Source organism: Acinetobacter sp. TAC-1 (genome assembly GCF_029025845.1).
GTDB lineage: Bacteria > Pseudomonadota > Gammaproteobacteria > Pseudomonadales > Moraxellaceae > Acinetobacter > Acinetobacter guillouiae.
On the sequence record NZ_CP118892.1, the window covers coordinates 3,718,691 to 3,744,613 of the forward strand.

Here is a 25,923-nt window from a genome sequence, read left to right on the forward strand (position 1 = left end):
CATTGCAAACTTGATCTTCATAAACTTAATTTCGATGTAATGATAAAAGTTTCATGCTTGATAGAGCTTTGCCAAATTTAAATTCATTCCAAAGCTTACTTTTACAAAAGCAATCATCTATTAGACATTTAAAAATAAATTACTCGTCATTGTCGCTTATTTAAGCGCTGATTTGCTTTTTATTCCAATCTAAAACGCGAAATCAAATGATGTATCGCTATATGCGTCACTCAAAGTATTACATTTTTGTCAGAATTTAAATATTAAATTATTAAAGCAATCTTAATTTTTACAATTTTTTATATTTTGTTTATACTTGAGTTAATTTAGTAATCTTATACGTGCAAAATATGAGTAATTTTTCTAAATTTCTCCGCAATTCGCTTAAAATTCAAGACCAAAACATTCAGTCTTATCAGTTGGGTGATGGCAAAGTGTGGCTTAAAAAAGCCTCTGAACGCCACTCAGCTTGGATTTATGTCCCATTAAAATGGGTTGCACGTATACTCAATATTGAAGCACTCACCCCTATTCCAAATTATGGTGGTAGTAAATCGATTTATTGTGAAGTTCATCGTCTGACAGAATTAAATTCATTAGGTATTCCAACACCACAAATTTTAGCCAATTGTTCACAAGGTCTATTGATTGAAGATGCTGCTGATCAGGGTGAAGATGTCATGCAACTTGATCAGGCATTGGCACAAATGGAAGGAAATACAGCTAAAAAACTCGAATTTTATCGTGAAGCAATCTTTGCCATTCAAGCTGTACATTACAAAGACAGTTATTTAAGCGAAGCATTTGCACGAAATATTTTAGTCAATAAGGACAAAACATTTACTTTTATTGATTTTGAAACAGATCCCGGTGAAGTGCTGGACTTAGAAACCTGCCAAATTCGAGATTGGTTATGTTTTATTTTCTCAACAGCATTCCGTTTTAATGATGATGAGCTTGCTCAAGCTTGCGATATTTTTATTGGAGAAATTTATCCAAGTAAATCAAAATACAACGAAATTTGCCGTATAGGCAATAAACTCAATTGGGTTGCAAACTTTAATTTGGGTAAACTTGGCAGTGATGGTCGTAGAATGCAAAAATGTTTAGAATTTTTTCAATATATGAAGAAAAATGAACCACTTCCATTAATGTAGAAATGGAATCATTCATTTTCCAAGCATCTCACTTCTCTGTTTTGATATCACACTGAATTGGGATTTTGACCAAGACACTGAGTCCGCCCAATTCTTCACTACGGGATAAAGACAGTTCACCACCTAAATGTTGAATGGCTTTATCCACGATCGACAATCCCAAACCACTACCCACTTCTAAGTGATGGTGTACGCGATAAAAGCGTTTTAAGACTTTATCGTACATCTCTGGGTCAATTCCTAAACCACTGTCTTCAATCAAAACATAAGCAAAATCATGAACATCTTCAAAGACTGATATATTTATCATGCCTGAAACAGGGGTATATTTTATTGCGTTATCAATTAAATTAAAAATGATTGAATGAAGACTATGTTCTACACTTTTTAAAATCACTGTTTCATTACGCACAAAGCCAAGATCGATATCTTTTTCCATCGCAAGATTCATCAACTGTTCAACACAATTGAGTGCCACATCATTCAATTTAAATTGAGTCACTTGAACTTCATGACTTAATGAAGAATCTTGCTTTGCTAAGGCAAGCAGTTGCGTAACCAAATGCTGCATCCGTGCCAAACCTTTGCTTAAATTTTGTAGATTTTCCTCTTCAGGAAACTGACTCATCAAAATTTTAGTTTGCAGATTCAATGCAGTGATGGGGGTGCGTAACTCATGTGCAGCATCTGCCACAAATTGTCGCTGTTCTTGTTGAGCAACAGAAATTCGCTCAAACAAATGATTCATTTCATGGATCGTCGGCAGCAATTCTTCTGGATAGTGGGCATTTTGAATTGCGATCAAGGAGTTTGAATCACGTTTTGCCAGTTCAGATTTAAAGTCCTCAAGTGGCTTTAAACTGCGACGTATAATATAAACCAAGCCCAACAAAGCAAATGGAATGATCAGTAGATATGGAAGAAACATACTGCCTGCAAGCTCTAAAGCCAGATGCTCTCTGACTTTTTCCTGCTGGCTGATTTGAATCTGATAATTTGCAGTCGGTAGAATGTAGGTAATCCATATGCCGTGTGCTGTTTCTTGACTATAAAAACCCGCTTTTTGCTTAGGTTCAACAATGACATGATGCGGCGTATTTTGGGCTTGTTTAGGTTCAGCATACGCCCAAACATCTATGAATAAATCTTCTTCATGATAGCGTTTATGGATATCAAAATGACTTTCAATGGGGCGTGGATTTAACTCCACCCGCTCTGCCAGATAGACCATCTGAGCATCTAAAATTTCATTGATCTCTTCTAAAGAAATTTTATATGCTGAAAAAACCAACACGCAACCAAGTAAGATACTAAAAATAGACGTATAACGAATTAAACGCTTTCTTAAGGAAAATGCAGTTTCCATATCATTCCGCTTTTTGTGGTTGCCCCAAACGATAACCTAACCCACGAATTGTACGAATAATATCTTTACCCAATTTCGATCGGATATGGTGCACATAGACTTCAATTGTATTGCTATTGATTTCGCTATCAAAAGCATACAATTTATCTTCTAAATTAGATTTAGAAAATATTTTATTGGGATGGGTCATTAATGGAATGAGAATCGCCCATTCACGGTTTGATAACTCCACCGTTTCGCCTCTAATTGTGGCAATATGCTGTTCTACATCTAAAACAATTTCACCATTTTTTAACAGATTTGAAGCACTTCCTGTTACTTCTTTCGCTGTATCGCCTGTGCGACGTAATAATGCATGGATACGAGCCACCAGTTCATCAAACTCGTAGGGCTTAATCAAATAATCATCTGCGCCTTGATTTAAGCCTTCAACACGATTTTGCAATTGATCACGTGCTGAAATAATCAGAACAGGCAAACTCGAACGCTGGCGAATTTGTTTTAAGACCTGCATCCCATCCATCATAGGCAAGCCTAAATCAAGTAAGACCAAATCAAATGGTTTCTCCGAAATAAGCTTTAGGCCATCTAAACCATTATTCACCCATTCCACATCAAAGCCTTGATATTTCAACAATGTTTTAGATGATTCCGCAATCATAAAATCATCTTCTATCATCAAAATTTTGGTCATGGTTTATATCCTTTCAATCAGCTTTGTACAGCACATTGCTGCAACATATTATTTTTTTGATCTATGACTTGAGTCTGGACATTTAGCAAACTCAAAAGACTTGGAAATAAATTATCTTGACTCAATGTTGCCCCTTTTTGTTGATTTAAACAATTGATTTGTTTTGCAGCTGCAGATTTCCATGCATCTGAAAACCACATCAGCATAGGTACATGGGTCTGTTGAGTAGGTGCAATCGCATAAGGCGCACCATGTAAATACATACCACGTTCACCTGTAGACTCACCATGGTCAGATAAATACCAGAACCCTGCACGATAGTTTTCTTGCTGTTTTAAAGTTTCAATCAATTGATTCAAAATATGGTCTGTATAGACAATCGAATTATCATAGGTATTAATCAACTCAGTCGATGAACAGCCTTGTATCGCATTGGTTTCACAGGTCGGTTTGAATTTTTTAAATTGTTCAGGTGCGCGTTTATAATATGCAGGTCCATGACTTCCCATTTGATGTAATACGATCAAATGTGGTTGCTTATCATCTTTTGGTAATTGACTTAAATATAGGTTTAAGCTGTCTACCAAAATACCATCTTGGCATTCGCCACCTTGGCACCATTTTTTCTCTAAATCTTGAGGTATAACAAATTTCTCAACACGATCACATGTTCCTTTGCAACCTGAGTTATTATCAATCCATGTCACCTTATAGCCTGCACGTTGTGCAATATCCAGCAAACCTTCTCGGTGACTGGCAAGTTGCTCATCATAATCTTTACGCGGCATGCCGGAGAACATACAAGGTACTGAAACTGCGGTTGCGGTACCACAAGAGCTGACTTGAGAAAAATTAATTAGATCAGCCTGCTTTGACAATTCAGGATTGGTATTCTTTGCATAACCATTTAAAGAAAAACTCTCTGCTCGTGCGGTTTCACCAACCACCAAAACCATCAGTTTAGGTTTATGTTGTAAAGTCGCATCGTTGACTAAATGTGCATCTTCACCATAACGAATCAAAGGTAGATTCTTTTTCGGTGCTTTTTTATGGAAATAAGACAGTGTTGAAGCCACTGTATTTTGTGGAGAGATCATGCCTTTTAAGTCACGATGCTCACGAAATATAGCAGCATAATCCACATAGAAAACAAATAATAATGCTGCTATAACAGCGAAAGAGCCCGCAATATTTAGGCTTTTAAATAACAGTACTTTGCCAATTTTCTCTGGTTTAATTTTTATCCATAGAATCAAGATGATGGGTAAAATAACAAAACCCAGTGTCCAAATAAAAAATTGCAAAGAAAGTAAGTCTGTTACTTCACCAGGATCTGTTTGTACCATATTCTGAATTTGATCAGGCGAAATCACGACACCCAATGAGTTAACAAAATAAGCACTAAAGCCACCGATGAAGACCAAGACAATTGCAAAAAATTTTGCTGTCCATTTCCAATCTAAAATTTGCAATAACAGATTATATAAAGCAACCAGTACAAAAGCTGTCGCAATCAGAAAAAGTTGTGCTTTAACTCCCTGATAAGGCGTTAGAGACTGAACTTTATTTAAAAAACTAAAATTTAGGCACAAGCCTAACCACACTGCGACAATAAAATTAAAAGCAGTCAGGGAAATGGAGACTTCACGTCGTTTTATACGCTGTATTAAGTTAGACATTACTGTGGTGATACTCTTTTCAATGGTGTTAAGTTAAAAAATGAAGCTTAAACTGAACTTAAAAAGCACTTTCCCAAGCATATTGCACCACTGATCTTAATTGTAATCGCCTTTCTATTTCTCATAATCTGAGAAAATTAAAATCAAATAAAGCATCTACAAAAAAAATGAGTATTATTTTATAGCCCGTAGATTATAATACTGCTTATTCCATTCAAAATAATTCATTAAAAGTTAATAATTTGGAGCTAAAGTTATTCTAAATCCAACAAAAGAATAATACACGAATTGCTTTCTAAACGTAAAAAAATGACGAAAAAGTAATTTTTTATTTTCCAGTCAATGTAAAATACATCAAACTTTTATTAAAAAATAAAGGTAAAATCACATTAAATCAAAGGGATTTATGTATTAAGTCAAACCGCACTAATCAAACAATTTATTATACATCATGACAATATATTATAATCTTAACTATCCCTAAGAAAAATTATTTAATCTATTTCATTCAATCAAAAAATCCCTAATCATCGCACCACATACTCAATAATAATTATACTCATTATCAAACCCAATCTCACAATATTATGTATACTGTATGTTTTTAATCCAATACATAATCGGGATTAGGCAAAAAACACCAATTACTAAAATCAAACTTAAAAAATTTAAATATCCCAATTGATCGCCAATCACGCCACTTAATGTATACAGTAACCCACTGATTGTTGCCATAACAGAGACCTGAAAAGTGAAATCTGTACCTGCATGTTCATGACGACTATATTGCATTACTAAAGTTAAGATCACGACTAGAAGCATTGCAGCACACATATCTTCTAAAGCGTTGATCAAATAAATTAACCACGGCGCTACAAAGTACGATTGTTCATATTGAGCTGCTAACCATACGAATCCAGCTAAACTGATCAATTTCAAAATAGAAAATAAGATTAAGGCTTGGTGGCGCTTTAGTTTTTTTAGCAATAGACTGGCCAAAGCTGCACCGAATAATGCAGAAAATGCCCCCAACATAGTGATATAAATGCCGATTTGAGAAAGACTTAAGTTAAGATCAACCAACAAAGGCTTGGTAATGGGACCGGTAAAGCCATCGGTTATTTTGATGGTACAAAGCACAAAGAACCACGTTCTTAATTTTTTATTGGCAAAGAAGTAGCTTAAGTAGGTTTTAAATTTTTCAATAAAGTGCTTTGCAGCTTGATTCTGTAAATGTGGTGAAACAGCCTTTTTCAAGTGTTCTGGTTCTTGATAAAACCAGATAGGAATTGTATTTAAAGCCACAATGCCAGCCAAAATCAAAAATGTATTTTGCCAACTTAGCCAGTCCATTGCCCATAAAATTGCCCCGCCCCCAACAATAAATCCTAAACGAGAACCAATGACTTGAAACATATTCCCGATATGTTGCTGATCCCCTTTTAAAATACTCACCGCTAAACCATCCGTCGCGATATCTTGGGTTGCACCAATACTGTTCATACAGAGCAACGCTATAAAAAACAATAATAAATAAATCGGTTCATTCAGGGATTGAATCGGTAAAAAAGATAAAATGCTCAGGATAGCAATGGTTAAAACTTGGGTTGGAATAATCCAACTTCGATAATGCCCTTTGGAACGATGTCCAAAGCTATCCACAAAAGGCGCCCATAAAATTTTAATTGCCCAAGGCGCCATGAGTAATCCAAAGCCACCGATATGGGCCAAAGACACCCCTTGTGAACGTAAAATCACTGGTAAAGCATGGGTCATAAAACCTACAGGTAAACCTTGCGCCCAATACAGTGAAAATAACAACAAATAGGTGTTTCGCATGTAATCTAAGCTCGAACAATGTCAATATAAATGGGCCTAATTAGATCTTGTATGTATTGCTTTAATCTACGAATTTTGTAATATTTGCATTTTGCAGATAGTTACTATTAAGCAAAAAACTAAAATCAATACAAGAGCAGTCATATAAAAACACAATGTCACAAAACTTTCCGATCATACCAGATCAAGTACCCCAACGTGGTACAAGCACCAGTCGTAACATCTTTAAAAACCTTTACTTAGTTCAAGGCTGGGGATTTGAAGGTGAATTTCCCAACTTACCCAAAGCAGTGGTATTTATTGCACCACACACTTCAAATTATGATGGTTTATATGCTTTCCTCGCCATGTTAGGTATTGGTGTTAAAGTCACAATTTTTGGCAAAGATAGCTTGTTTAAACCACCACTCAAAGCACTTTTTGAATGGATTGGCGTGATTCCTGTGCATCGTGATTCACCGCATGGACTCACTCAACAGATTGTTAAGGTTATACAACAACAAGATAAAATTTGGATTGCAATCGCACCTGAAGGTACCCGGAAAAAAGCGGAAAAAATTAAAAGTGGTTTTTATCATATTGCAATGGGCGCCAATATACCGATTGCAATTTTTTCGCTCGATTACGAGAAAAAGCGAATTCACTGTTTGGGTACATTGCAACCTACTGGAGATTATGAGCAAGATTTAGCAGAAATTTTATCGCGTTTTAAAGGTAACTTTTCACCTAAAAGACCTAAATTATTATCGATTCCTTTACAAAAACTATTGAAAAATGGCTAGAAAAAACAGAGACAATCTGTTCAGATGTGCAACATATATTTTGATCAAAAGTAATACCCCCATGCGTTTTAAACAACTCGGTTTTATAGGCTTATTGGGTCTAGCCCTTGTTGGCTGTGACAAAACCACCAAAACACCAACTCAGACCACGGCAATTAAAGCACGTGAGCCTGTTATTGCGATTGCTTTAGGTGGCGGCGGTGCAAAAGGTTTCGCTCATATTGGTGTGCTCAAGGTTTTAGAATCTCATGGGATCAAACCTAAAATTGTGACTGGAACCAGTGCTGGAAGTTTTGTCGGCAGTATCTATGCCAGCGGTAAAACACCCTATCAAATGCAGCAAATTGCACAGCAATTGAAAGAATCTGATTTGCGTGATTTAACCTTAAATAGCCAAGGTATTGTTCTTGGTCAAAAACTACAAGATTATGTCAATCGTAATGTTGCCAATAAACCGATTGAACAATTTCCAATCCGTTTTGCAGCAGTTGCTACACGCTTAGACAATGGCAAAAAAGCAGAATTTATTAAAGGGAATGCAGGCCAAGCAGTTCGTGCTTCTTGCAGTATTCCCAATGTTTTTGTTCCCGCAACCATTGGCAATACCAAATATGTTGATGGCGGTTTAGTTAGTCCAATTCCGGTCCAAACTGCACGTGATATGGGGGCAGATATCGTGATTGCGGTCGATATTTCTGCACGTCCAAGTGGTAGCCAACCGATGAATATGTGGGGCTTATTGGATCAAACCATTAATATCATGGGACAACAAAGTATTAACAATGAGTTGGCTCAGGCCAATATCGTGATTCAACCTAAAGTTGGTCACTTAGGCACGCTTGATCTTAAGTCCAGTAACCAAGCAATTTTAGAAGGTGAAAAAGCAGCCCAAGGCAAAATCATCGCCATTCAAACTGCAATCAATAACTTTAAGAAAACACCTGCTGCATTAAAACCTGCGCCGCGAGCAAAATTTTAATAGCGCAATAGGGCTCATATCATCAAGCATGGTTGAAAACGAGAATAATCACGTTTTTATATGCATCACTTAAATGATCTGCTACATTGATATAGATGATCCGTCATCTATATCAATGATAATCACTAGAGTAGATGTATGAACTTTATTTTTGAACCGTGGCATTGGTTTGTACTTGGCATATTGCTGATTCTATCTGAACTCGTGTTACCAGCGTTTGCTGCTTTATGGTTTGGTATCGCTGCAGTTGTGGTCAGTATTTTATTGTGGTTATTTCCAAGTATGAGTTTCACCCTGCAAGTCGTATGCTGGATTATCTTATCCATCATTTGTACTGTGGCGTGGTTTAAATTCATTAAACCTCTATCTGTAGATAAAACCAAAGCTGGGCTTTCTCGTGAAGCAACCATTGGTCAAACGGGTATGGTCATTCAAATTGGGCTTAGCCATGATCAAATTCGTGTTCGTTTTCCAATGCCTGTTTTGGGTTCTGATGAATGGAATTGCCGTACTTTATCGCCTGTACAAGTAGGTGACCGTGTACGTGTGACTGATATTTTAGGTAATGATTTAGTGGTACAACTACATTCATCATCTTAATAATGAAGAATAAAGAGGAAAATTAAATGGGTTTTGGTTCTATTGTTGTTTTAGTCTTATTTCTGTTTGTGGCTGTGACCATTTTCAAAGGCGTGCGTATTGTTCCTCAGGGTTATAAATGGATCGTACAACGTTTAGGTAAATATCACACCACACTAAGTCCGGGTTTAAACTTCGTCATTCCTTATGTGGATGAAGTGGCTTATAAAGTCACCACCAAAGATATTGTTTTAGATATCCCATCACAAGAAGTCATCACCCGTGATAACGCGGTATTGGTGATGAATGCTGTGGCTTATATCAATTTAACCACACCAGAAAAAGCGGTGTATGGTATTGAAAACTACACTTGGGCAATTCAAAATTTGGTGCAAACTTCACTCCGTTCAATCGTCGGTGAAATGGATCTAGATGATGCATTGTCATCACGTGATCATATCAAAGCGAAATTAAAAGCGGCGATTTCTGATGATATCTCAGATTGGGGTATCACACTAAAAACCGTGGAAATTCAAGATATTCAACCATCACACACCATGCAATCAGCGATGGAAGCCCAAGCTGCTGCGGAACGTCAACGTCGTGCAACTGTGACTAAAGCAGATGGTGAAAAACAGGCCGCTATTTTAGAAGCGGATGGGCGTTTAGAAGCCTCTCGCCGTGATGCGGAAGCTCAGGTTGTATTGGCTGAATCTTCACAGCGTGCCATTGAAATGGTGACCTCTGCTGTGGGTGATAAAGAAATCCCTGTTGCCTACTTACTCGGTGAGCAATATGTCAAAGCAATGCAAGACATGGCCAAATCAAATAATGCCAAAACTGTTGTGCTCCCAGCAGATATTATGAATACTATTCGCGGTGTGATGGGTAGAAACTAATTTAGCAATTTTAAAAACGTTCAAAAATAGGCAGCCGATGGGTTGCCTATTTTTTATTTTTAAAAATGCCGCTTAAGTTTTAAGGCTGAACAATTGATCCTTTTTTTCCGTCATCTATAGTTAAATTTCACGCTACTAAAAATCCTCTCTTTGCATCTGCATTCGAGATTTAAAGATCGATATTAAAATGAAATTATATAAAATACAAAAAGATGAAGAGTTTGAAGATGATGGACTTTGCTCTATTACCTTTTGGTTCGAGGATGACCCACCGAGATATATAACCCTATGTCGGGATGAACTCGCGTGTCCAAGCAGTATTTACATTGAGTATACTGATCAAATATATGGATTTAAAACCAGAGACATCGAATATTCATTTGAAAACGGACGATTAACCCTAAAGCTGTTGGTTAATTCGTTCAGATGGAATAATTCCAGTGATGTTGAAATTTATATTCCCGAGACAGAAATTGACTCAGTGACATCCATCATGAAAAAAATATTTGATCTCAATTAAATTAGCTTTTTCTTGCCAACAAAAATTGCGAAATTTGATTCAATTCCTGTGCATCCTCGCCAAAATACGCTAAAGCTTTAAATGCCTGGTCATGTAATTGTTGCGCATAAATTTTGGCATTTTCTAAGCCCATTAAGGCAGGATAGGTCGACTTATCTACTTGTTGATCTTTGCCCGCAGTTTTGCCCAAAGATTCAGTGTCAGACACCACATCTAAAATATCATCTTGTACTTGAAATGCTAAACCAATCGCTTGACCATATTGACGCAATTGTGGAATGGCTTGATCTTTGCCTGAAAAAACTGTCACGGCAGACAGCATAATTGCAGCTTGGATTAAAGCCCCTGTTTTATTGCGATGGATATTTTCTAACTGTGCTTGATCAACATGTTTGCCTTCAGCCTGTAAATCTAAAACTTGACCACATACCATTTTTGAACTTGCTGTGGCTAAGATTTGCATTTGTTTAAGAATAATACCCTGTTCAACAGCTTGACCTTGATCAAATAGACGGCTTCCTAATACCTCAAATGCCATCGATTGCAAAATATCACCAGCTAATAGCGCTGTGTCTTCACCAAAAGCCACATGGCAGGTTGGCTGTCCGCGACGTAACAAGTCATTGTCCATACATGGCAAGTCATCATGTGCCAATGAATAGCAATGAATAAACTCAATCGCAACCGCAGCTCTACGCACGGCTGCAAAATTCGGATTATTTTGTTTTAATTGTGCAGTTGCATAACTTAAAGCAGGTCTAACTCGTTTTCCACCTAACATCACCGTATGATGCACTGCAGATTTTAATGGCTCTGGCAATGAAAAAGCATCTAAAGCAGCTTGTAAATCTTGCTGAATTTGCACTTGCGCTCGTTTTAAAATTTCTGCATTAACATTGGGAATAGAAGTCACATCTGCCTCGGTTTGTACGAATCGCTAAAACTAAAATCAGTAGTTTTAGATACATTGGTAAATTGGGTGAGTCAGAACATTCTACTATGAGTCACTATAATTCTCATCCTTTAATTCCAATGCAATCATTTGAATAAGCGCAAGGCATCTATATTTCATTTTTTAATAAAAACAGTGAGTTTCGGCCTTTTTCTTTGGCAGAACGTACTGCAAACTCTAATTTTTGTAAGACATCCACCTCAGTTGGCTGATTGTGTGGATCTAAATGATAGATTCCGATAGATGCCGTAAGATATTCATTATTACTACCAAACAATATCTTTTCATTGGTAACTGCAAATTTAAGCCGTTCTGCAAGTGTCACCACCGCCCACTCGGTCAGATGTTCAATCACAATAACAAAGCTTGCTGAATTTAAGCGAAAAATTTCTGCTTCTTCAGTTTGAGCAATCGCTTCATTTAATACAGAACCGAGCTGTATTAGAACCTCATCACCTGCAGTATAACTATTGAGTTGATTAAATCGTTTAAAATTATCCAAATCAATTTTAAGAAAAGACAAATGCGAGTCACGACTTTTTTGCCAGACTTTATCTAAATAATGCTCAAAAGCAAAAGCATTCTGTAAGCCTGTGACAAAATCTAAATAGAGATGATCGTGCAATTTTTTATTATTTTGCAAAAGTACATTTTCACGGCGCTTCAAACGCGTTATATCCGAACATACGACTACCACTGTTTCAATCTCATCATATTGGTTACGTATTGCTTTAAAATAAGAAAGATAAAATTTTCCTTTGACGTAGAATTCTTGTTCAAAATAATTTTTATTTTTTGAGAAATAACGCATTGCCTCATTAAAATGTGCATAAACAACGGTCGAAAATGTATTGAGTAACTTATCAAACAAGTACAATGCATCACTTTCATAAATATCAGCAAATTTTTGATTTACCCCTAAAAACCGCGCTTCCTGATCAAATAAAGCGATGGGTAAAGGAATTTGTGAAATAAAAGAAACCAGATGCAATTTATCAATATCTTGTAAATATTCAAAAACTTTGATGTCTTCAAGGCTATCTCGTAGTTTTTTAGACTCTTGTTCCATACGCCACCTCGAAGCCAATAAATTTTTAATCTATTGAAATCAGCATTTAATGTATTAATTTTTTACAACAGCAAATCATCAGAATTGCTATCACATAAAGTAAGTATGATAAAATACTGTAACTATTTTGCCACACACAATACAAAATTAGTACTTTTATTGATGTAAATCACAAAAAATAAACCTTGCAGATGCAAGGTTCTAAAAATTTCAACGATCAAATCACTTAAATGCTATTTGAAAGCAGATAAAAACGATTAAAAACTATCTGCTGGCACTCGAACCCAACCCTCCATCAATACGCGTGCACTACGACTCATGATGGCTTTCTTAACAACCCATTGCCCTTTTTCATTTAGAGCTTGTGCACCCACGCGAAGTGTTCCAGAAGGATGTCCAAAGCGTACTGCTTCCCGTTCACCGCCTCCGGCAGCCAAATTCACCAAGGTATTTGGAATTGCTGCAGCTGTTCCAATCGCAACCGCAGCTGTTCCCATCATGGCATGATGTAATTTACCCATCGATAATGCACGCACCAATAAATCTGTATCGATTTCACTCACCTGTTTACCACTAGAAGAGGTATAGCTTTTAGGTTTGGATACAAATGCCACTTTTGGGGTATGTTGACGATTAGCCGCTTCATTGATGTCTTGGATTAAGCCCATTTTTACCGCACCATAAGCACGGATTTTTTCAAAGCGCGCTAATGCTGCTACATCACTGTTAATATCGTCTTGTAATTCAGTTCCGTTGTATCCAAGCTCTTCGGCATTTAAGAAAATTGTAGGAATACCTGCATTGATCAAAGTTGCTTGAAATGTACCAATTTCAGGAACCTCTAAGCTGTCTACAACATTTCCCGTAGGGAACATTGCTCCACCATCCTCCCCGTCATCAGCAGGATCTAAAAATTCAATTTGAACTTCTGCCGCTGGAAAAGTGACACCATCCAATTCAAAATCACCCGTTTCTTGAACTTGTCCCTGAGTAATAGGCACATGGGCAATAATTGTTTTATGAATATTGGCTTGCCAAATACGAACTGTACAAATACCATTTTCTGGAATCCGATCAGCTGCAACCAAACCATTACTGATTGCAAATGAACCGACAGCAGCGGTTAAATTACCGCAGTTGCCACTCCAATCTACAAATGCTTTATCAATAGACACTTGCCCAAACAGATAATCAACATCATGATTTGCTTGTGAACTCTTGGCTAAAATAACTGTTTTACTGGTACTTGAAGTCGCCCCGCCCATCCCATCAATCTGTTTTCCATATGGATCTGGACTACCAATCACACGGAGTAATAACTGATCGCGGGATTGCCCCGCTATTTGTGCACGTTCAGGCAAATCATCGAGTTTAAAGAAGACACCTTTACTGGTACCACCACGCATATACGTTGCTGGGATTTTGATTTGTGGTGCAGCGCTCATTTTATCGTATTCCTTTCAATTCTCTTTGTTGTCTCAAATAATGAATCTTCATTCAGTTTTATACTACCCTTTTTTTAAGTAAAATACTGTCAGATTGACTTAAGTCTTAAATAAATCTTGGCATAAAGCTTAAATATTAAACAGATTTAGTTTGCTTTGAAAATTTACAATTAACCTTATTCCATTGAAAATGAATAAAAAAATTCAATATATTTATTTTTGACTTCTCAGTTCCTTTCCATACATCTATCGCATACTAGGCTAAAAGTAACCAATCTATTACAATAATTAAATTCGCATAAATAGAGTTGTACACATTGAGCAACGAGTCTACACAATTACAGCGTGGACTTAAGAATCGTCATATCCAATTGATTGCCATGGGCGGTGCAATTGGTACAGGATTATTCTTAGGTTCAGCACATGTGATCGAAAAAGCTGGGCCATCCATTATTTTGGGTTATGCCATTGGTGGTTTGATCGTTTTTTTAATTATGCGTCAGCTTGGGGAAATGATTGTACATGAACCCGTTGCCGGTTCTTTTAGCCATTTTGCCAATAAATATTGGGGTAAATTTCCTGGTTTTTTAACCGGTTGGAACTATTGGATGCTGTACATCCTAGTTGCAATGACAGAATTAACTGCGGTCGGCAAATACATCAATTATTGGTGGCCTGAAATTCCAAACTGGGTGTCTGTACTGTTTTTCTTCGTTGTGATTACACTGGTCAACTTAGGAAATGTGAAATTTTACGGTGAATCCGAATTTTGGTTATCCATCATTAAAGTCACTGCTATTGTTGCAATGATTGTATTTGGTATTTATTTGGTTCTGACCGCAGATGTAAGTTCAGGGATCGCTTTTTCAAACTTATGGTCTCATGGTGGCTTTTTTCCAAATGGATTTGACGGCTTATTCTATATGCTGGCTTTCCTTATGTTTGGTTTTGGTGGTATTGAATTAGTTGGTATGGCTGCGGCCGAAGCCAAAGACCCAGAAAAAACTATTCCTAAAGCGATTAATCAAGTTGTGCCACGTATCCTTATCTTTTACGTAGGTTCAATGATTATTCTGTTGTCTTTGGTGCCTTGGAACCAGTTAAATTTTGGTGGTTTAGATAAAAGTCCATTCGTTATGGTCTTTAGTATGATTGGGATTGCATGGGCAGCTCATCTGGTTAACTTTATTATCTTAACTGCTGCATTATCTGTTTATAACAGTGGGATGTATGCCAATAGCCGTATGCTTTATGGTTTAGCAAAGCAAGGCAATGCACCTAAAATTTTTACCAAAACCAATAAACACGGTGTACCAATTCCATCCGTATTACTTTCTGCATTTTTAATTTTGGGTTGTGTACCTTTAAATTATTATTTACCAGAAGATGCCTTAAGTCATTTGATGTATGTGGTGGTTGGTGCTTTAGTTTTAAACTGGTTAATGATTACACTCACGCATTTGAAGTTTAAGCGTGCTCTACGTTTGACCAATCAAACCAGTAAGTACCCTGCACTTTGGGCACCTGTTAGTAATTTTGTGGTGATTATTTTTATTGGTATCGTTTTATATATCATGTGGGATCAAGGATTTAAAGAGTCTGTATTGATGATTCCTGTATGGATTACCCTGATGTTAGTCCTGTTTGATATTTTAAATCCAAATGAAATAAAGACTGAAGAAAAATAAATCTAACACAAAGCTATTATTTCGATAATAGCTTTTTTTTCATATGCATATACGGTAAATTATTTGCTTATTGTGCCCTTAGCTTAACTGGATAGAGCAGTTGCCTCCTAAGCGACAGACGTGGGTTCAAGTCCCGCAGGGCGCACAATTGAAGAAAAAGGATGTATAATCAAATTGGAAGGTGGTGGACGCAATACTCGCTATCAAATCAATATCCTATTATAAAAACAGTACTTTTATTTTTAAGATTTAATTTGCGCTAAAATCAATTTAAAATAAAAATATTTTTATTATTTTTCAACCATATAAGTCAGCAATTCAAGTCGCACCAAACGTACAATTAAAAATGTGAAAAATGAATTTCTGTCTTTACAAAGATTTAATCTTGACCACTTTATATTGCCGAATAAACTCAGCTTTATTTTGACCATCTGGTTATATTTTGTGCAGCCCATCAAATCCCCAAATATCTATATTTTATTATTTTCAGTTTAATTTTTTTCAATATCTCTATAAATAATCTCATCTTTATATTTTTTTCTATATTCTCTCTCTGCAAACTAAACTACATAGTTCATTTTTTTTTCACTAATTCACACCCTAGAGTATTTACTCTTATTTTTTATATGTTATTTTGTAAATAGAAGTAACTTTGAGTTGTATATTTAAGTATCAAAATTATTTCTCATTCAAAACTTAAGTACTTCAAAGTATTCATTTTATTATATTAGGGAAAAATTAAAATGAAATTAAAACATTTATCAATCGCGATAATTGCTGCAAGTTTGCCAATGACTGGTGTTTTTGCCGCAGCAATGGATCGCTCAGGCCAATCTATTTCGGCATTCCTTCAACCTAATAATTATTTTGAAGCTGGTATTTCAGTTTTAGACCCAACTGTTGAAGGTCGAGAAGCGGGAGATACGCCTAAACCATATCGTGAAATCAATGATATGGGAGATGATTATTACTTTCCATCAGCAGCGATTAAATTACAACTAACAGATCAAATTTCGTTTGGTCTTTTATATGACAAACCATTTGGTGCAGATGCTGCATATTCTGGTGAAAATGCTTTCGTTTCATCTGATCACGATACTGTATTACCTCAAGATCGATTAACCGCACTTCGTGCAACTACAATTACTAAAAATGTAAATGAGCAAGTTGTTACCCGAGCTACACAGCAAGCAATTGCTGCAACAGGTTCCCCAACACCCCCTCAAGCAGTAATTGATCAAATTGCAGCACAAATTAGAGGAAATGCTGGTGCAATGGCGTTAATCACAAATGGTGTAACACAAGCTGTGGATCAAGGTATTGCAGGAGCGAATAGTACACTCGGTAAGGGCAACACCAAAGTTAAAGTCGATACCCAAAATATTTCAATGATTTTTGGTTTTCAACCCATTGCTAACTTAAACTTCTATGGTGGTGGTGTTTACCAAACCATTAAAGGGAATGTTAGTCTGCGTGGTCAAGCATATAGCTTATATAATGGCTATGATGCAAATATCAAAGAAACTGGCGGTGTGGGTTGGTTAGCGGGTGCTGCGTATCAAATTCCAGATATTGCATTAAAAGCATCGGTAACTTATCGTTCTGAAATTGATCATGATGTAAATATCAATGAATCGATTCCTACACTTGGTGCATTAGCATTACTTGGTGATACTGGTACTGCTGCGGCAAAAGCAATTGCTGCTGCCAACGGTAAAACGACAATTACAACGCCACAGTCTGTTAACATCGATTTACAAACAGGGATCATGGCAAATACCATTGCTTTTGCAAACCTACGTTGGGTAAATTGGAAAGACTTCTCAATCCAACCGTTAAAATTTGGTAAAGTTTCTCAAGCAATCGGTGGTCTAGTTAACCGTCCAAATGGTTTTAACTTAGTTGAATATTCTGATGATCAATATACAGTGACGGCGGGTGTTGGTCGTAAAATCAATGACCTATGGTCAGGAACTGTTGCAGTAGGCTGGGACTCTGGTGCGGGTAACCCTGTTTCAACTTTAGGCCCTACAGAAGGTTATTGGAATGTGGGCTTAGGTGTTCAATATAGCCCTACGCCTGCAACGTTCATCGCTGGTGGTGTTAAATACTTCTGGTTAGGTGATGCAAAAGCACAAACAGGTGCTCAATCAGGTGGCGATACTTATGTTGCAGAGTTTAAAGATAACAATGCAATCGCTTATGGTTTAAAAATTGGTTATAGATTCTAAGAGTCTATACCGATAAAAAATCCCACTTAAAGTGGGATTTTTTTATGATGACAATTTCAAACATTAAAAATCATAAAAAGAAACTTCGCCCGTTTCCAAAGAATATTCAGCACCAACAACTTTTAATTTACCTTTGGCAATTAAGTTTTCTAATACGGCTGAACCATGGCGTAATTGATTAACTGAAGCAAAAACATTTGATTTTACTGCATGCATTGATAGCTTTTCTAAGTCATCTTTCAACTCAGTTTGCATTAAAATTTCAACTGAAGGACGAACACGGTTTACAATTGACATAAGATTTGCAGAAGGTGGTGTATTCGGGTTCTTCAACGCTTCAATCGTTGAATGAATCGCACCACAATGGCTATGCCCTAAAACGACAACCAAGGGACAGCCAAAACTATCTGCGGCAAATTCCACACTGCCCACTTGCGACGGCGCAACAATATTACCTGCAACACGAATCACAAATAAATCACCGAAACCTTGGTCAAAAACCATTTCTGCTGGAACACGAGAGTCTGAACAACCTAAAATAATGGCAAATGGCTCTTGGCTGTCCATCATTTCAGATCGTTGCTGATGCGTCAAAAATTTAGTCAGATTGGTTTCACCATGTGCAAAACGTTCATTACCCTGTTTTAATCGTTCTAAAGCTTCTTGAGCAGTTAGCATGTCCTTTGTTCCATTGTGTGGAGAGTGTGATTATTTTAATGCCGCAAAATGTGAAAGTCACTGACTAAAAATAAACTCTGTTACAATTTTTGTTATGGAGCGGTTAAGGGCCTAATTTTTAAAAATACATAGATATAATTCACAGTTTAATTAAAATTGTTTAACTAAAATACAAAATAATCTCTATATTAGTTGAGTTGAACACTGAAACTATGGCAAAAAACTTACAAATAAGACTTTATCGGCAAATGTTGAAAAAATTATGATCATGAATAATATTTTTACTTTATATAATGCCTAGTCTTTTACTCGGAACCCTATGCATGTCTGAACTGGCCCATAAAAAAATTCTTCATTTTTTAAACAGCATATTGTTAAGTTTGACTGCGATCGGTGTATTGTTTTTAGGTAGTCATAACAATACAACTGCTGCCACACCAGAATATGTGGATTATTTAAAAATTGTACAAGAAGAACGTGCTTGGGCAGGATTAACGTCTAAAACATTGCGTGTGGGTGATGTTATTTGGTCTTATAGTGAAGGCGGTTCTAAAGATAAGCCAACTGTTTTACTGATTCATGGTTTAGCCAGCAGCCGTGATACATGGAATGATATCGCGCAGTCATTGACCCCATATTACCATGTGATTATTCCAGACTTGCCTTCAGCAGGAAGTACCCAGGTTCCAGCCAATTTTGATTTATCTGTACCCAATGTAACTGAGCAACTTAGACGCTTTATTGAAGCTGCACATATCCAAGATAATTTAAATATTGCAGGGCATTCATTAGGTGGAACCATCGCAATGTTTTATGCCTCACAGTATCCATTTGATACGAAAAGCTTATTTCTGATGAGCACCGGGGGTATTTTTAAATCAACAAATACCAATTATTTAAGAAATCCGATCTATCTCAAACAATTATTAATCACACAAAAAGGTGATTTAGATTTTGTGATGAAAAAGGTGATGTTTAATCCGCCTTTTACTGCCCGTGTGATTAAAGATGAACAAGAAAAATTATTCATTGCTAAATCTCAAGACACAGCCAAAATCATCAATCAAATTGATGCACTCAATCGACTCTATACCCCTTCAACTTTTACCACGATGTTAAAAAACATTGAAGCACCCACCCTGATCCTTTGGGGTGAACAAGATCAGATTGTAAATGCGGATGTTGCAAATGAATTAAAATCGGTATTAAAACGCCCTGAAACACCAATTATTCTACAACGTGTTGGGCACATGCCATTACTTGAAGCACCTGAACGAGTTGCGGATTACTATTTAAGCTTTTTAAACAAAGTACAACCTTTGCAAAACCCATTGTCTGATCAAACACATGGACAAATTGAGTTCAAAAAATGAAAAATCAACTTATTGAACAATTGATCGAAGCCCAACTTGGCTTTTTAGATCAAGAATTTTCACAGGCTGATACGATTAAAATTGAGTTTACTGAATTTTATCACTGGTTTAGAAAACAGCCTTTAAAACAAATTTGGTCTTTTGCACAAATTCATGATTTATTGTCAAAGCAAATTTTAGCTACACCTGCGAACAACTTTCTCATTGAGCAAATCGCTGAACATATTCGTTTTGCTTTAATTCATCCAAGTAACAATGAAACGTTAATTGAAGATATCATTCCAGTCACCACGATTGATAAAATCGCCCAATATGTCGCAAGCAAATCGGGGCATCGCCAAGCCTTGATCAAACGTGTTGTCAATAATCCAGCCTTTTCAAGCATGTTAACCCAACTGATCCATCACTCTATTCAAGACTATATTGATAATTCAGTCATGAATAAAAAAGTCCCCGGTGTGGGACGTTTTATGAAGATGGGAAAATCAGTTTTAGAATCGGTTACCGACACGAATTTAGATGATACAGTTAAGCATTATCTGCAAAAAAATATTATTAAAATTAGTCAATTGAGTGAACAAGTCATTAACCAACAGTTTGATGACAATAAGCTTTATCATTTTCAAGCCAATTTATGGCATAAAATTAAAAAAATACCGATTGCTGTGTTGCGTAATTATGTTGAAATTAACGATCTACCTAAAACTGTAGGTATGGGTCATGAAATATGGGAACATATTCGCCAAACAGATTATTTAAAAAAACAAGTGCATGATGGTGTACTGACTTGGTATGTACGTAATGAAGAACGCACTTTTGATTTAATTTTAAGTGATATCAACATTGACGAAGCATTGATTCAAAATGAATTACAACAGTTACTTGAACCTGTTATTCAACAGATGGTTGCTTCTCAACACTTAAAAAACCGTGCACGGATTTATCTGGAAAAATTTTATTATTCAGATGACACTTTAAAGATTCTCAATATTGAAAAAGGCGCATAAAGCGCCTTTTTCATAACTAAACAAATTTAATGCAATTTAATTAAGTTTTAGAACTTATAAATTAAACCCAAATTGTAACGGCGGCCATCCAATACATAATTATAAGTCGCTGTATCTATGCTTTTATCAAATAAGTTATAAATACCAGCATTGAACTGTAACACATTGGAAGGTTTATAGTTTAGACCAACATCAATCATTGCATACGCTGGTCTACCTTCCCCCATCGATGTACGACTTAAATAATCAGAAGTTTTACTTCTTACATTTAAACGGCTCCACATCCCAACTTGATCATTTGTTTGCCAATCTAAAGTAGTATTAAACATATGTTTCGGCATTTCATTTAATGGCTTACCTTTAAATGCTCCACTCTTCTGTTCAGTATCCGTAAATGTATAGTTTGTTGCCCAACGAACATCTGGCGTGATTGCCCAACCCAGCGTTGTCTCTATACCACGCATATTTGCTTTATCGACATTGATACGTTGACTGACAAAATCGAATTGTTGACCTAACCAAGGACAATTATTACTTCCCGCAGCTCCTGGACAGGTACGAATTTCGGTAATTTTATCTTTAAATTCACTATTAAATACGGTAAAACCAGCATCTAAATTGTCATTATTATCCCAGTTAATCGATGCTTCATAATTGATACTTGTTTCGGGTTTTAAATCTGGATTACCGACAATCATACCATTTGACTGGCCACCACCTGTTGCCTGTCCCCACCCTGCAACAGTGGCACGTAATGCCGGAGTTTTATAACCTGTTGATACCCCACCTTTAACAATCCAGTTATCATTCAAGGTCCAAACGCCATAGACTTTCGGGCTAAAATGATCACCAAATTTTTCATCTTTGTCATAGCGTAATGAAGCCGTTACCGTGAATGGCTCTACAATATTCCATGCATCCTCAGCAAATAATGCCCAGCTATAGCGATCTAAGTTGGTTAATTTTGATCCACCAACAACTAACTGATTGCCAAAATCCTCAAGTTCTTCTTTTAAATAACTTCCGCCGAAGCTCAAAGCATGAGAACCCAAATTGATTTGGTTTAAAGTATTAAACGTAGTATTGATTGCTTCCATACTACGGGATGGATTTTCATTTTCCTCACGTTGAATATAAGAATGTGTCTTTAAATCGCCAATTTCACCACGATGAGTCAAACTATATTCGGTACGATAATAATCTGTATATGAGTCTGTTGGGAGTTTACCATTGCGCCCTGGTACATTGGCGATTGTTTTACCTACCGTTTGATCACGGTTTTGAATAGATCGCTGATATTCTAAATCAATGGTATGTTCAGAACTTGGCGTCAAGCTCAGTGTTGCGCCACCTGCACGTATACGTTGCTTATTATAGCCACCAATAATGTCATCTTCATTGCGTTGTGAGAATGTTCCATTCGCCTTTAAGCCAAGTAAATTACGGATTAAAGGACCAGAAACATACAGGTTTGCTTGATGGATATCCCCAGAATCTCTATTTTCTTGTAGTGTCGTATCCAATTTAACCGAGCTTGTCCAAGTATCTGCAACTTTTTTAGTAATAATATTAATCACACCGCCCATGGCATCTGAACCATATAAGCCTGACATCGGACCACGAATCACTTCTATACGTTCAATACTTTCAATACTTGGCATCCAACCTTGCTCAATACCCGAGTTATCACTATTTGGTCGAACTGAACGTGTATTCACCTTCTTGCCATCAATCAAAAAAACTGTATAAGCACTTCCCATACCACGGATACTAATATCACTTGAACTTCCACCACCTGTGACGACGACCCCAGGAACATCTTTAAGTGCATCCGTTATATCTCTATATGCTTTTTTATTAATGTCTTCTTGCGTTAAAACTGAAATAGATGCTGCTGCTTGTTTCACCTCTTGCTCAAAGCCACTTGCAGTGACAACAATCGTCTCTAATTTGGTTGACTCTGTAGACTGTGGATTGGTTTTATTCGAGTTTTCTGGTGATTCTGCGGCATAGGCAGTTCCCATCATAACGGTGATAATGGAGAGAGATAACGCAGATTGGATGATACGGTTAGTTGACATAAGGTATTCCAAAGAGGCTAAGAATGAATAGACAATGAAGATTTAGATACAATGTGTAATAAAAACACCACAGCATTATAAACAATATTAAGAATTATTCTCATTTTTATTAACCATTCGTTTAATATTTAGGCATTTTTAAGCCTATCTTTAAGTTTTTATTCTATTTTTTAAGATTCATTTAAGTTTATTAAGATTTAAAATATAAAATTTACGTTTAGCTATACGATATCCATAAAAAAACCTCCGAAATTCGGAGGTTTTAAAGAACAGTCAAATATCTACATTGATATACAGATTATTTGAAGTAAGCACCTTCTGCTTGACTATGGTCAGTCTGATCGACCACACGTCCGAGTTCAGGAATATGCTCTTTAAGCGTAGTTTCTACACCTTGTTTTAACGTTACATCAATTGCAGAACAGCCTTGACAGCCACCACCGAATTTTAATACCGCAGTTAAACCATGTTCTTCATCTTCGACCACTTCTACCAGTGCACAGTTTCCGCCATGCCCTGCTAATCCAGGATTGATCTCTGCCTGAAGAATATAAGTAATTCGTTCTTCCATAGACGCATCTGGACCAACACGTGGTACTTTCGAGTTAGGTGCACGGAAAGTAAGCTGTCCACCAAAACGGTCTTTGTTGTAATCAATTACAGCATCTTTCAAATATGGAATCGACGGTGTATCAATAAATGCTGGAAAATCAGGATAATCTTGTTTGTAATCTGTTGGAGCAATTTCATCAGGTGCACTGTATGCCATACAACATTCAGCACGTGGAGTACCTGGATTTTCAACAAATACACGAACGCCAATTCCTGGAGTATTTTGCTTCTCCAAAAGATCTTTTAAATACTCTTGCGCATTGGGAGTAATCAATAAATTTGGAATTTCTTCTGCAACCGCAGTATTGGTGTTCTCAGTCGACATAACTCTATCCTCAAGCTGAAGTCGGTATTTTAACTGAAGATGAGGCTGAATGAGTGAAAATCAACTAAAATTGTCGGAATTAACTTAAAAAGATGTAAAAAATATAATCTACGCAAATTTCAACATAAAATATTCGCGTAATAAATGAATATAAATCATACACAAATTGATATTTACTATATTTTAGCTTATCAACAAATCGCGCTTTAAAACGCACAAAATGACACCAATGAAACTTTTTATAAATGAAATACTAAGCTTAATTTAAGACATTTTTAGCACTGATTTATTCAATTTATACGACCAATTTATCTAAATTTTGTCAGAAAATGCCACCCAAATATTGAATATGGCATGGATAATGTATACATCTGTATATTAATGATGAAATAAAACGAGATATTTTGCATGTCCAGTTCAATTGACGGTTTACAGTTTCCAGTTCATCCAAAGACTCAAAAAAGTAGCAGCTCGCAAGTCGGTAAAGAAATCATTGCGGAAGCACTTTCCTTGGTTGATCATCTCAGCGCACAGCAAGCTTTAGATGAAAAAAACTGGCGTAAAAATTATCCAGTTTATTTTAAGGCATTGGTCGAACATGGGATTCGTTCAAGTCATAACGCCATCACTATTGCCAAACAAGGCTTGCACAAAGCCCAACATAGCTTTGATTTCTTTAGAGATGGGCAACGCTATTCTTTAAAAGATATTGGTACAGTTCCAGTACTAGACAGGATTCAAAGCGTTAGTTTTAAAGGTCATTCAAATGATGACGTTGAATGGTTTGTACCCTATCACGGGCAAAAACTACAAGGCGAAGCGCTATATCAGCAAATTCAAAAGTGGCAAGATACTGGCATTATTGAAGCCAGCCATGCAGATGCACTCAGAGAAGTGATTGCTCATCCCGAATGGTTTGATTTATCGGATCGTACCTTAGTTTTATTTGGCGCAGCTTCAGAGGCAGGCCCATTAACATGGTTATCGAAATGGAAAGCCAATATTGTTGCCGTTGATCTACCCAATGAACGCGTTTGGGAGAGAATTCTTAAAGTCATTGAAAATGGCAATGCCACACTGTATGCACCTAGTTTTCAAAAAATCGTCAACACCCATGATATTGACGAATTAAAAAGCAAACTTGGTGCAAATTTACTGACCCAAATTCCAGAAATTACACAATGGCTTTGTGATAATCCACACAAGTTAGATTTGGCCTCAATTGCTTATTTGGATGGTGAAAAACATGTGCGTGTGTCGATGGCAATGGACACGATTATGAGCCATGTCAGTGAACACAAGAATGATTCATCACTGATGTATATGTGTACGCCTACAGATGTTTATGCAGTACCTGAAGAAGTGATTGAAGGTTCAAACACAAAGTTCAAACATAGATCAAAATTTGAAACTGTACTCAGCAAAGGGATTGCAACCCTTTCCTTAAAGCAATTCTTTAAGCACCATGATCAGCAATTGATTCGCTCTGACAATGGTAAATTCTATGGGATTGCTGATTGTCTGGTGGTTGAACAAGGCCCTAATTATGCACTGGCAAAACGTATCCAACAGTGGCGTGCAACTTTAGCACGACATCAAGGGCAACATGTCAGTATCAATATTGCACCATCCACGACGACACATTCGGTCACCAAGAATCCGTTGCTTAAAGCTGCGTTTAACGGTGCAAGTTTATTTGATGTAGAAGCATTCCGCCCTGAAACCACCAATTCAATTATGGCAGCGCTTTGGATTCATGACTTAAGAAATCCGAAGTCTGTTGCAAATCCAGAAACTGAGATGGGTCATCCATTAGAATTAATGATGGAAGGCGCCAATCATGGTGGTTTATGGCGTGTCGCCTATCTTGCTCGCACAGCCTTACCTTTTGCTGCAATTTATGGATATGCCAGTGATAAATTGCCGATGCAAAAGCTTCTAACCAAGTTTAAAAAGTAATTCTTCAGG

20 protein-coding genes and 1 tRNA gene are annotated in these 25,923 nt (G+C 36.7%); 11 read left to right on the plus strand and 10 right to left on the minus strand.

All coding sequences use genetic code 11. The annotated features are described in order from the left end of the window. Positions 1 to 350: 350 nt before the first annotated feature. Positions 351 to 1,157: a hypothetical protein gene (locus PYV58_RS17430; protein ID WP_034616159.1), complete on the plus strand. Its 807-nt coding sequence runs from the start codon at positions 351 to 353 to the stop codon at positions 1,155 to 1,157. 28 nt (positions 1,158 to 1,185) lie between these two features. Here the strand turns inward: PYV58_RS17430 and PYV58_RS17435 are convergent, their stop codons facing one another. The 4 genes from PYV58_RS17435 to PYV58_RS17450 form a co-directional block, all read right to left on the minus strand. Then, complete coding sequence (locus tag PYV58_RS17435; RefSeq protein WP_034616156.1) at positions 1,186 to 2,523, minus strand: ATP-binding protein; 1,338 nt, start codon at positions 2,521 to 2,523, stop codon at positions 1,186 to 1,188. 1 nt (position 2,524) lies between these two features. After that, on the minus strand, positions 2,525 to 3,217 hold the full coding sequence (locus PYV58_RS17440) for a DNA-binding response regulator PmrA (protein ID WP_034616153.1): 693 nt from the start codon (positions 3,215 to 3,217) through the stop codon (positions 2,525 to 2,527). A 17-nt stretch (positions 3,218 to 3,234) separates the two neighbouring features. Further along, positions 3,235 to 4,896 (minus strand): phosphoethanolamine--lipid A transferase, encoded by a 1,662-nt coding sequence (locus tag PYV58_RS17445; RefSeq protein WP_034616150.1) that lies wholly within the window; start codon positions 4,894 to 4,896, stop codon positions 3,235 to 3,237. Between the two features lie 585 nt (positions 4,897 to 5,481). Further along, a complete protein-coding gene (locus PYV58_RS17450) occupies positions 5,482 to 6,735 on the minus strand; it encodes an MFS transporter (RefSeq protein WP_034616146.1) in 1,254 nt (417 codons plus the stop codon). 155 nt (positions 6,736 to 6,890) lie between these two features. On the opposite strand from PYV58_RS17450, the gene PYV58_RS17455 reads away from it, so the two are divergent. From PYV58_RS17455 to PYV58_RS17470, 4 genes are all read left to right on the plus strand, one after another. Next, a complete protein-coding gene (locus PYV58_RS17455; protein WP_034616143.1) occupies positions 6,891 to 7,517 on the plus strand; it encodes a 1-acyl-sn-glycerol-3-phosphate acyltransferase in 627 nt (208 codons plus the stop codon). A 61-nt stretch (positions 7,518 to 7,578) separates the two neighbouring features. Next, a complete protein-coding gene (locus PYV58_RS17460; RefSeq protein WP_004819500.1) occupies positions 7,579 to 8,496 on the plus strand; it encodes a patatin-like phospholipase family protein in 918 nt (305 codons plus the stop codon). A 138-nt stretch (positions 8,497 to 8,634) separates the two neighbouring features. Then, positions 8,635 to 9,096, plus strand: coding sequence for an NfeD family protein (locus PYV58_RS17465; RefSeq protein WP_004819499.1), 462 nt, complete (start codon positions 8,635 to 8,637; stop codon positions 9,094 to 9,096). A 26-nt stretch (positions 9,097 to 9,122) separates the two neighbouring features. Beyond that, positions 9,123 to 9,974, plus strand: a complete 852-nt coding sequence (locus tag PYV58_RS17470) for an SPFH domain-containing protein (protein ID WP_004722624.1) — start codon at positions 9,123 to 9,125, stop codon at positions 9,972 to 9,974. Between the two features lie 521 nt (positions 9,975 to 10,495). Here the strand turns inward: PYV58_RS17470 and PYV58_RS17475 are convergent. The 3 genes from PYV58_RS17475 to prpF form a co-directional block, all read right to left on the minus strand. Then, a complete protein-coding gene (locus PYV58_RS17475) occupies positions 10,496 to 11,407 on the minus strand; it encodes a farnesyl diphosphate synthase (RefSeq protein ID WP_034616136.1) in 912 nt (303 codons plus the stop codon). 148 nt (positions 11,408 to 11,555) lie between these two features. Continuing rightward, positions 11,556 to 12,515 (minus strand): diguanylate cyclase, encoded by a 960-nt coding sequence (locus PYV58_RS17480; RefSeq protein WP_034616133.1) that lies wholly within the window; start codon positions 12,513 to 12,515, stop codon positions 11,556 to 11,558. Positions 12,516 to 12,772: 257 nt separating this feature from the next. After that, on the minus strand, positions 12,773 to 13,960 hold the full coding sequence (gene prpF, locus PYV58_RS17485) for a 2-methylaconitate cis-trans isomerase PrpF (RefSeq protein WP_034616129.1): 1,188 nt from the start codon (positions 13,958 to 13,960) through the stop codon (positions 12,773 to 12,775). 317 nt (positions 13,961 to 14,277) lie between these two features. Here prpF and PYV58_RS17490 point away from each other — a divergent pair, with 317 nt between their 5' ends. From PYV58_RS17490 to PYV58_RS17500, 3 genes are all read left to right on the plus strand, one after another. Beyond that, a complete protein-coding gene (locus tag PYV58_RS17490; protein WP_034616126.1) occupies positions 14,278 to 15,648 on the plus strand; it encodes an amino acid permease in 1,371 nt (456 codons plus the stop codon). Between the two features lie 72 nt (positions 15,649 to 15,720). Further along, positions 15,721 to 15,793 (plus strand) — tRNA-Arg (locus tag PYV58_RS17495). Positions 15,794 to 16,391: 598 nt separating this feature from the next. Further along, positions 16,392 to 17,879: a long-chain fatty acid transporter gene (locus tag PYV58_RS17500; protein ID WP_034616124.1), complete on the plus strand. Its 1,488-nt coding sequence runs from the start codon at positions 16,392 to 16,394 to the stop codon at positions 17,877 to 17,879. Positions 17,880 to 17,942: 63 nt separating this feature from the next. Here the strand turns inward: PYV58_RS17500 and PYV58_RS17505 are convergent, their stop codons facing one another. Beyond that, positions 17,943 to 18,557, minus strand: a complete 615-nt coding sequence (locus PYV58_RS17505; protein ID WP_004722639.1) for a carbonic anhydrase — start codon at positions 18,555 to 18,557, stop codon at positions 17,943 to 17,945. Positions 18,558 to 18,880: 323 nt separating this feature from the next. Here PYV58_RS17505 and PYV58_RS17510 point away from each other — a divergent pair, with 323 nt between their 5' ends. Together PYV58_RS17510 and PYV58_RS17515 are read left to right on the plus strand one after the other, a co-directional pair. After that, complete coding sequence (locus PYV58_RS17510; protein WP_034616120.1) at positions 18,881 to 19,930, plus strand: alpha/beta hydrolase; 1,050 nt, start codon at positions 18,881 to 18,883, stop codon at positions 19,928 to 19,930. After that, complete coding sequence (locus PYV58_RS17515) at positions 19,927 to 20,937, plus strand: hypothetical protein (protein ID WP_034616118.1); 1,011 nt, start codon at positions 19,927 to 19,929, stop codon at positions 20,935 to 20,937. The genes PYV58_RS17510 and PYV58_RS17515 overlap by 4 nt, the downstream gene beginning before the upstream one ends. A 47-nt stretch (positions 20,938 to 20,984) precedes the next feature. Here PYV58_RS17515 and PYV58_RS17520 read toward each other — a convergent pair whose 3' ends face one another. Continuing rightward, complete coding sequence (locus PYV58_RS17520; RefSeq protein ID WP_034616116.1) at positions 20,985 to 23,018, minus strand: ligand-gated channel protein; 2,034 nt, start codon at positions 23,016 to 23,018, stop codon at positions 20,985 to 20,987. 298 nt (positions 23,019 to 23,316) lie between these two features. Further along, complete coding sequence (gene nfuA, locus PYV58_RS17525) at positions 23,317 to 23,955, minus strand: Fe-S biogenesis protein NfuA (RefSeq protein ID WP_004819478.1); 639 nt, start codon at positions 23,953 to 23,955, stop codon at positions 23,317 to 23,319. 408 nt (positions 23,956 to 24,363) lie between these two features. Between nfuA and PYV58_RS17530 the strand changes: the two genes are divergently transcribed. Beyond that, a complete protein-coding gene (locus PYV58_RS17530) occupies positions 24,364 to 25,914 on the plus strand; it encodes a hypothetical protein (protein ID WP_034616114.1) in 1,551 nt (516 codons plus the stop codon). The last annotated feature ends 9 nt before the right edge of the window (positions 25,915 to 25,923 follow it).

Coding starts and splice junctions, on each gene's coding strand:
- PYV58_RS17430 (WP_034616159.1), top strand. CDS start 351: ATGAGTAATTTTTCTAAATTTCTCCGCAATTCGCTTAAAATTCAAGAC.
- PYV58_RS17435 (WP_034616156.1), bottom strand. CDS start 2,523: ATGGAAACTGCATTTTCCTTAAGAAAGCGTTTAATTCGTTATACGTCT.
- PYV58_RS17440 (WP_034616153.1), bottom strand. CDS start 3,217: ATGACCAAAATTTTGATGATAGAAGATGATTTTATGATTGCGGAATCA.
- PYV58_RS17445 (WP_034616150.1), bottom strand. CDS start 4,896: ATGTCTAACTTAATACAGCGTATAAAACGACGTGAAGTCTCCATTTCC.
- PYV58_RS17450 (WP_034616146.1), bottom strand. CDS start 6,735: ATGCGAAACACCTATTTGTTGTTATTTTCACTGTATTGGGCGCAAGGT.
- PYV58_RS17455 (WP_034616143.1), top strand. CDS start 6,891: ATGTCACAAAACTTTCCGATCATACCAGATCAAGTACCCCAACGTGGT.
- PYV58_RS17460 (WP_004819500.1), top strand. CDS start 7,579: ATGCGTTTTAAACAACTCGGTTTTATAGGCTTATTGGGTCTAGCCCTT.
- PYV58_RS17465 (WP_004819499.1), top strand. CDS start 8,635: ATGAACTTTATTTTTGAACCGTGGCATTGGTTTGTACTTGGCATATTG.
- PYV58_RS17470 (WP_004722624.1), top strand. CDS start 9,123: ATGGGTTTTGGTTCTATTGTTGTTTTAGTCTTATTTCTGTTTGTGGCT.
- PYV58_RS17480 (WP_034616133.1), bottom strand. CDS start 12,515: ATGGAACAAGAGTCTAAAAAACTACGAGATAGCCTTGAAGACATCAAA.
- prpF (WP_034616129.1), bottom strand. CDS start 13,960: ATGAGCGCTGCACCACAAATCAAAATCCCAGCAACGTATATGCGTGGT.
- PYV58_RS17500 (WP_034616124.1), top strand. CDS start 16,392: ATGAAATTAAAACATTTATCAATCGCGATAATTGCTGCAAGTTTGCCA.
- PYV58_RS17505 (WP_004722639.1), bottom strand. CDS start 18,557: ATGCTAACTGCTCAAGAAGCTTTAGAACGATTAAAACAGGGTAATGAA.
- PYV58_RS17510 (WP_034616120.1), top strand. CDS start 18,881: ATGTCTGAACTGGCCCATAAAAAAATTCTTCATTTTTTAAACAGCATA.
- PYV58_RS17515 (WP_034616118.1), top strand. CDS start 19,927: ATGAAAAATCAACTTATTGAACAATTGATCGAAGCCCAACTTGGCTTT.
- PYV58_RS17520 (WP_034616116.1), bottom strand. CDS start 23,018: ATGTCAACTAACCGTATCATCCAATCTGCGTTATCTCTCTCCATTATC.
- nfuA (WP_004819478.1), bottom strand. CDS start 23,955: ATGTCGACTGAGAACACCAATACTGCGGTTGCAGAAGAAATTCCAAAT.
- PYV58_RS17530 (WP_034616114.1), top strand. CDS start 24,364: ATGTCCAGTTCAATTGACGGTTTACAGTTTCCAGTTCATCCAAAGACT.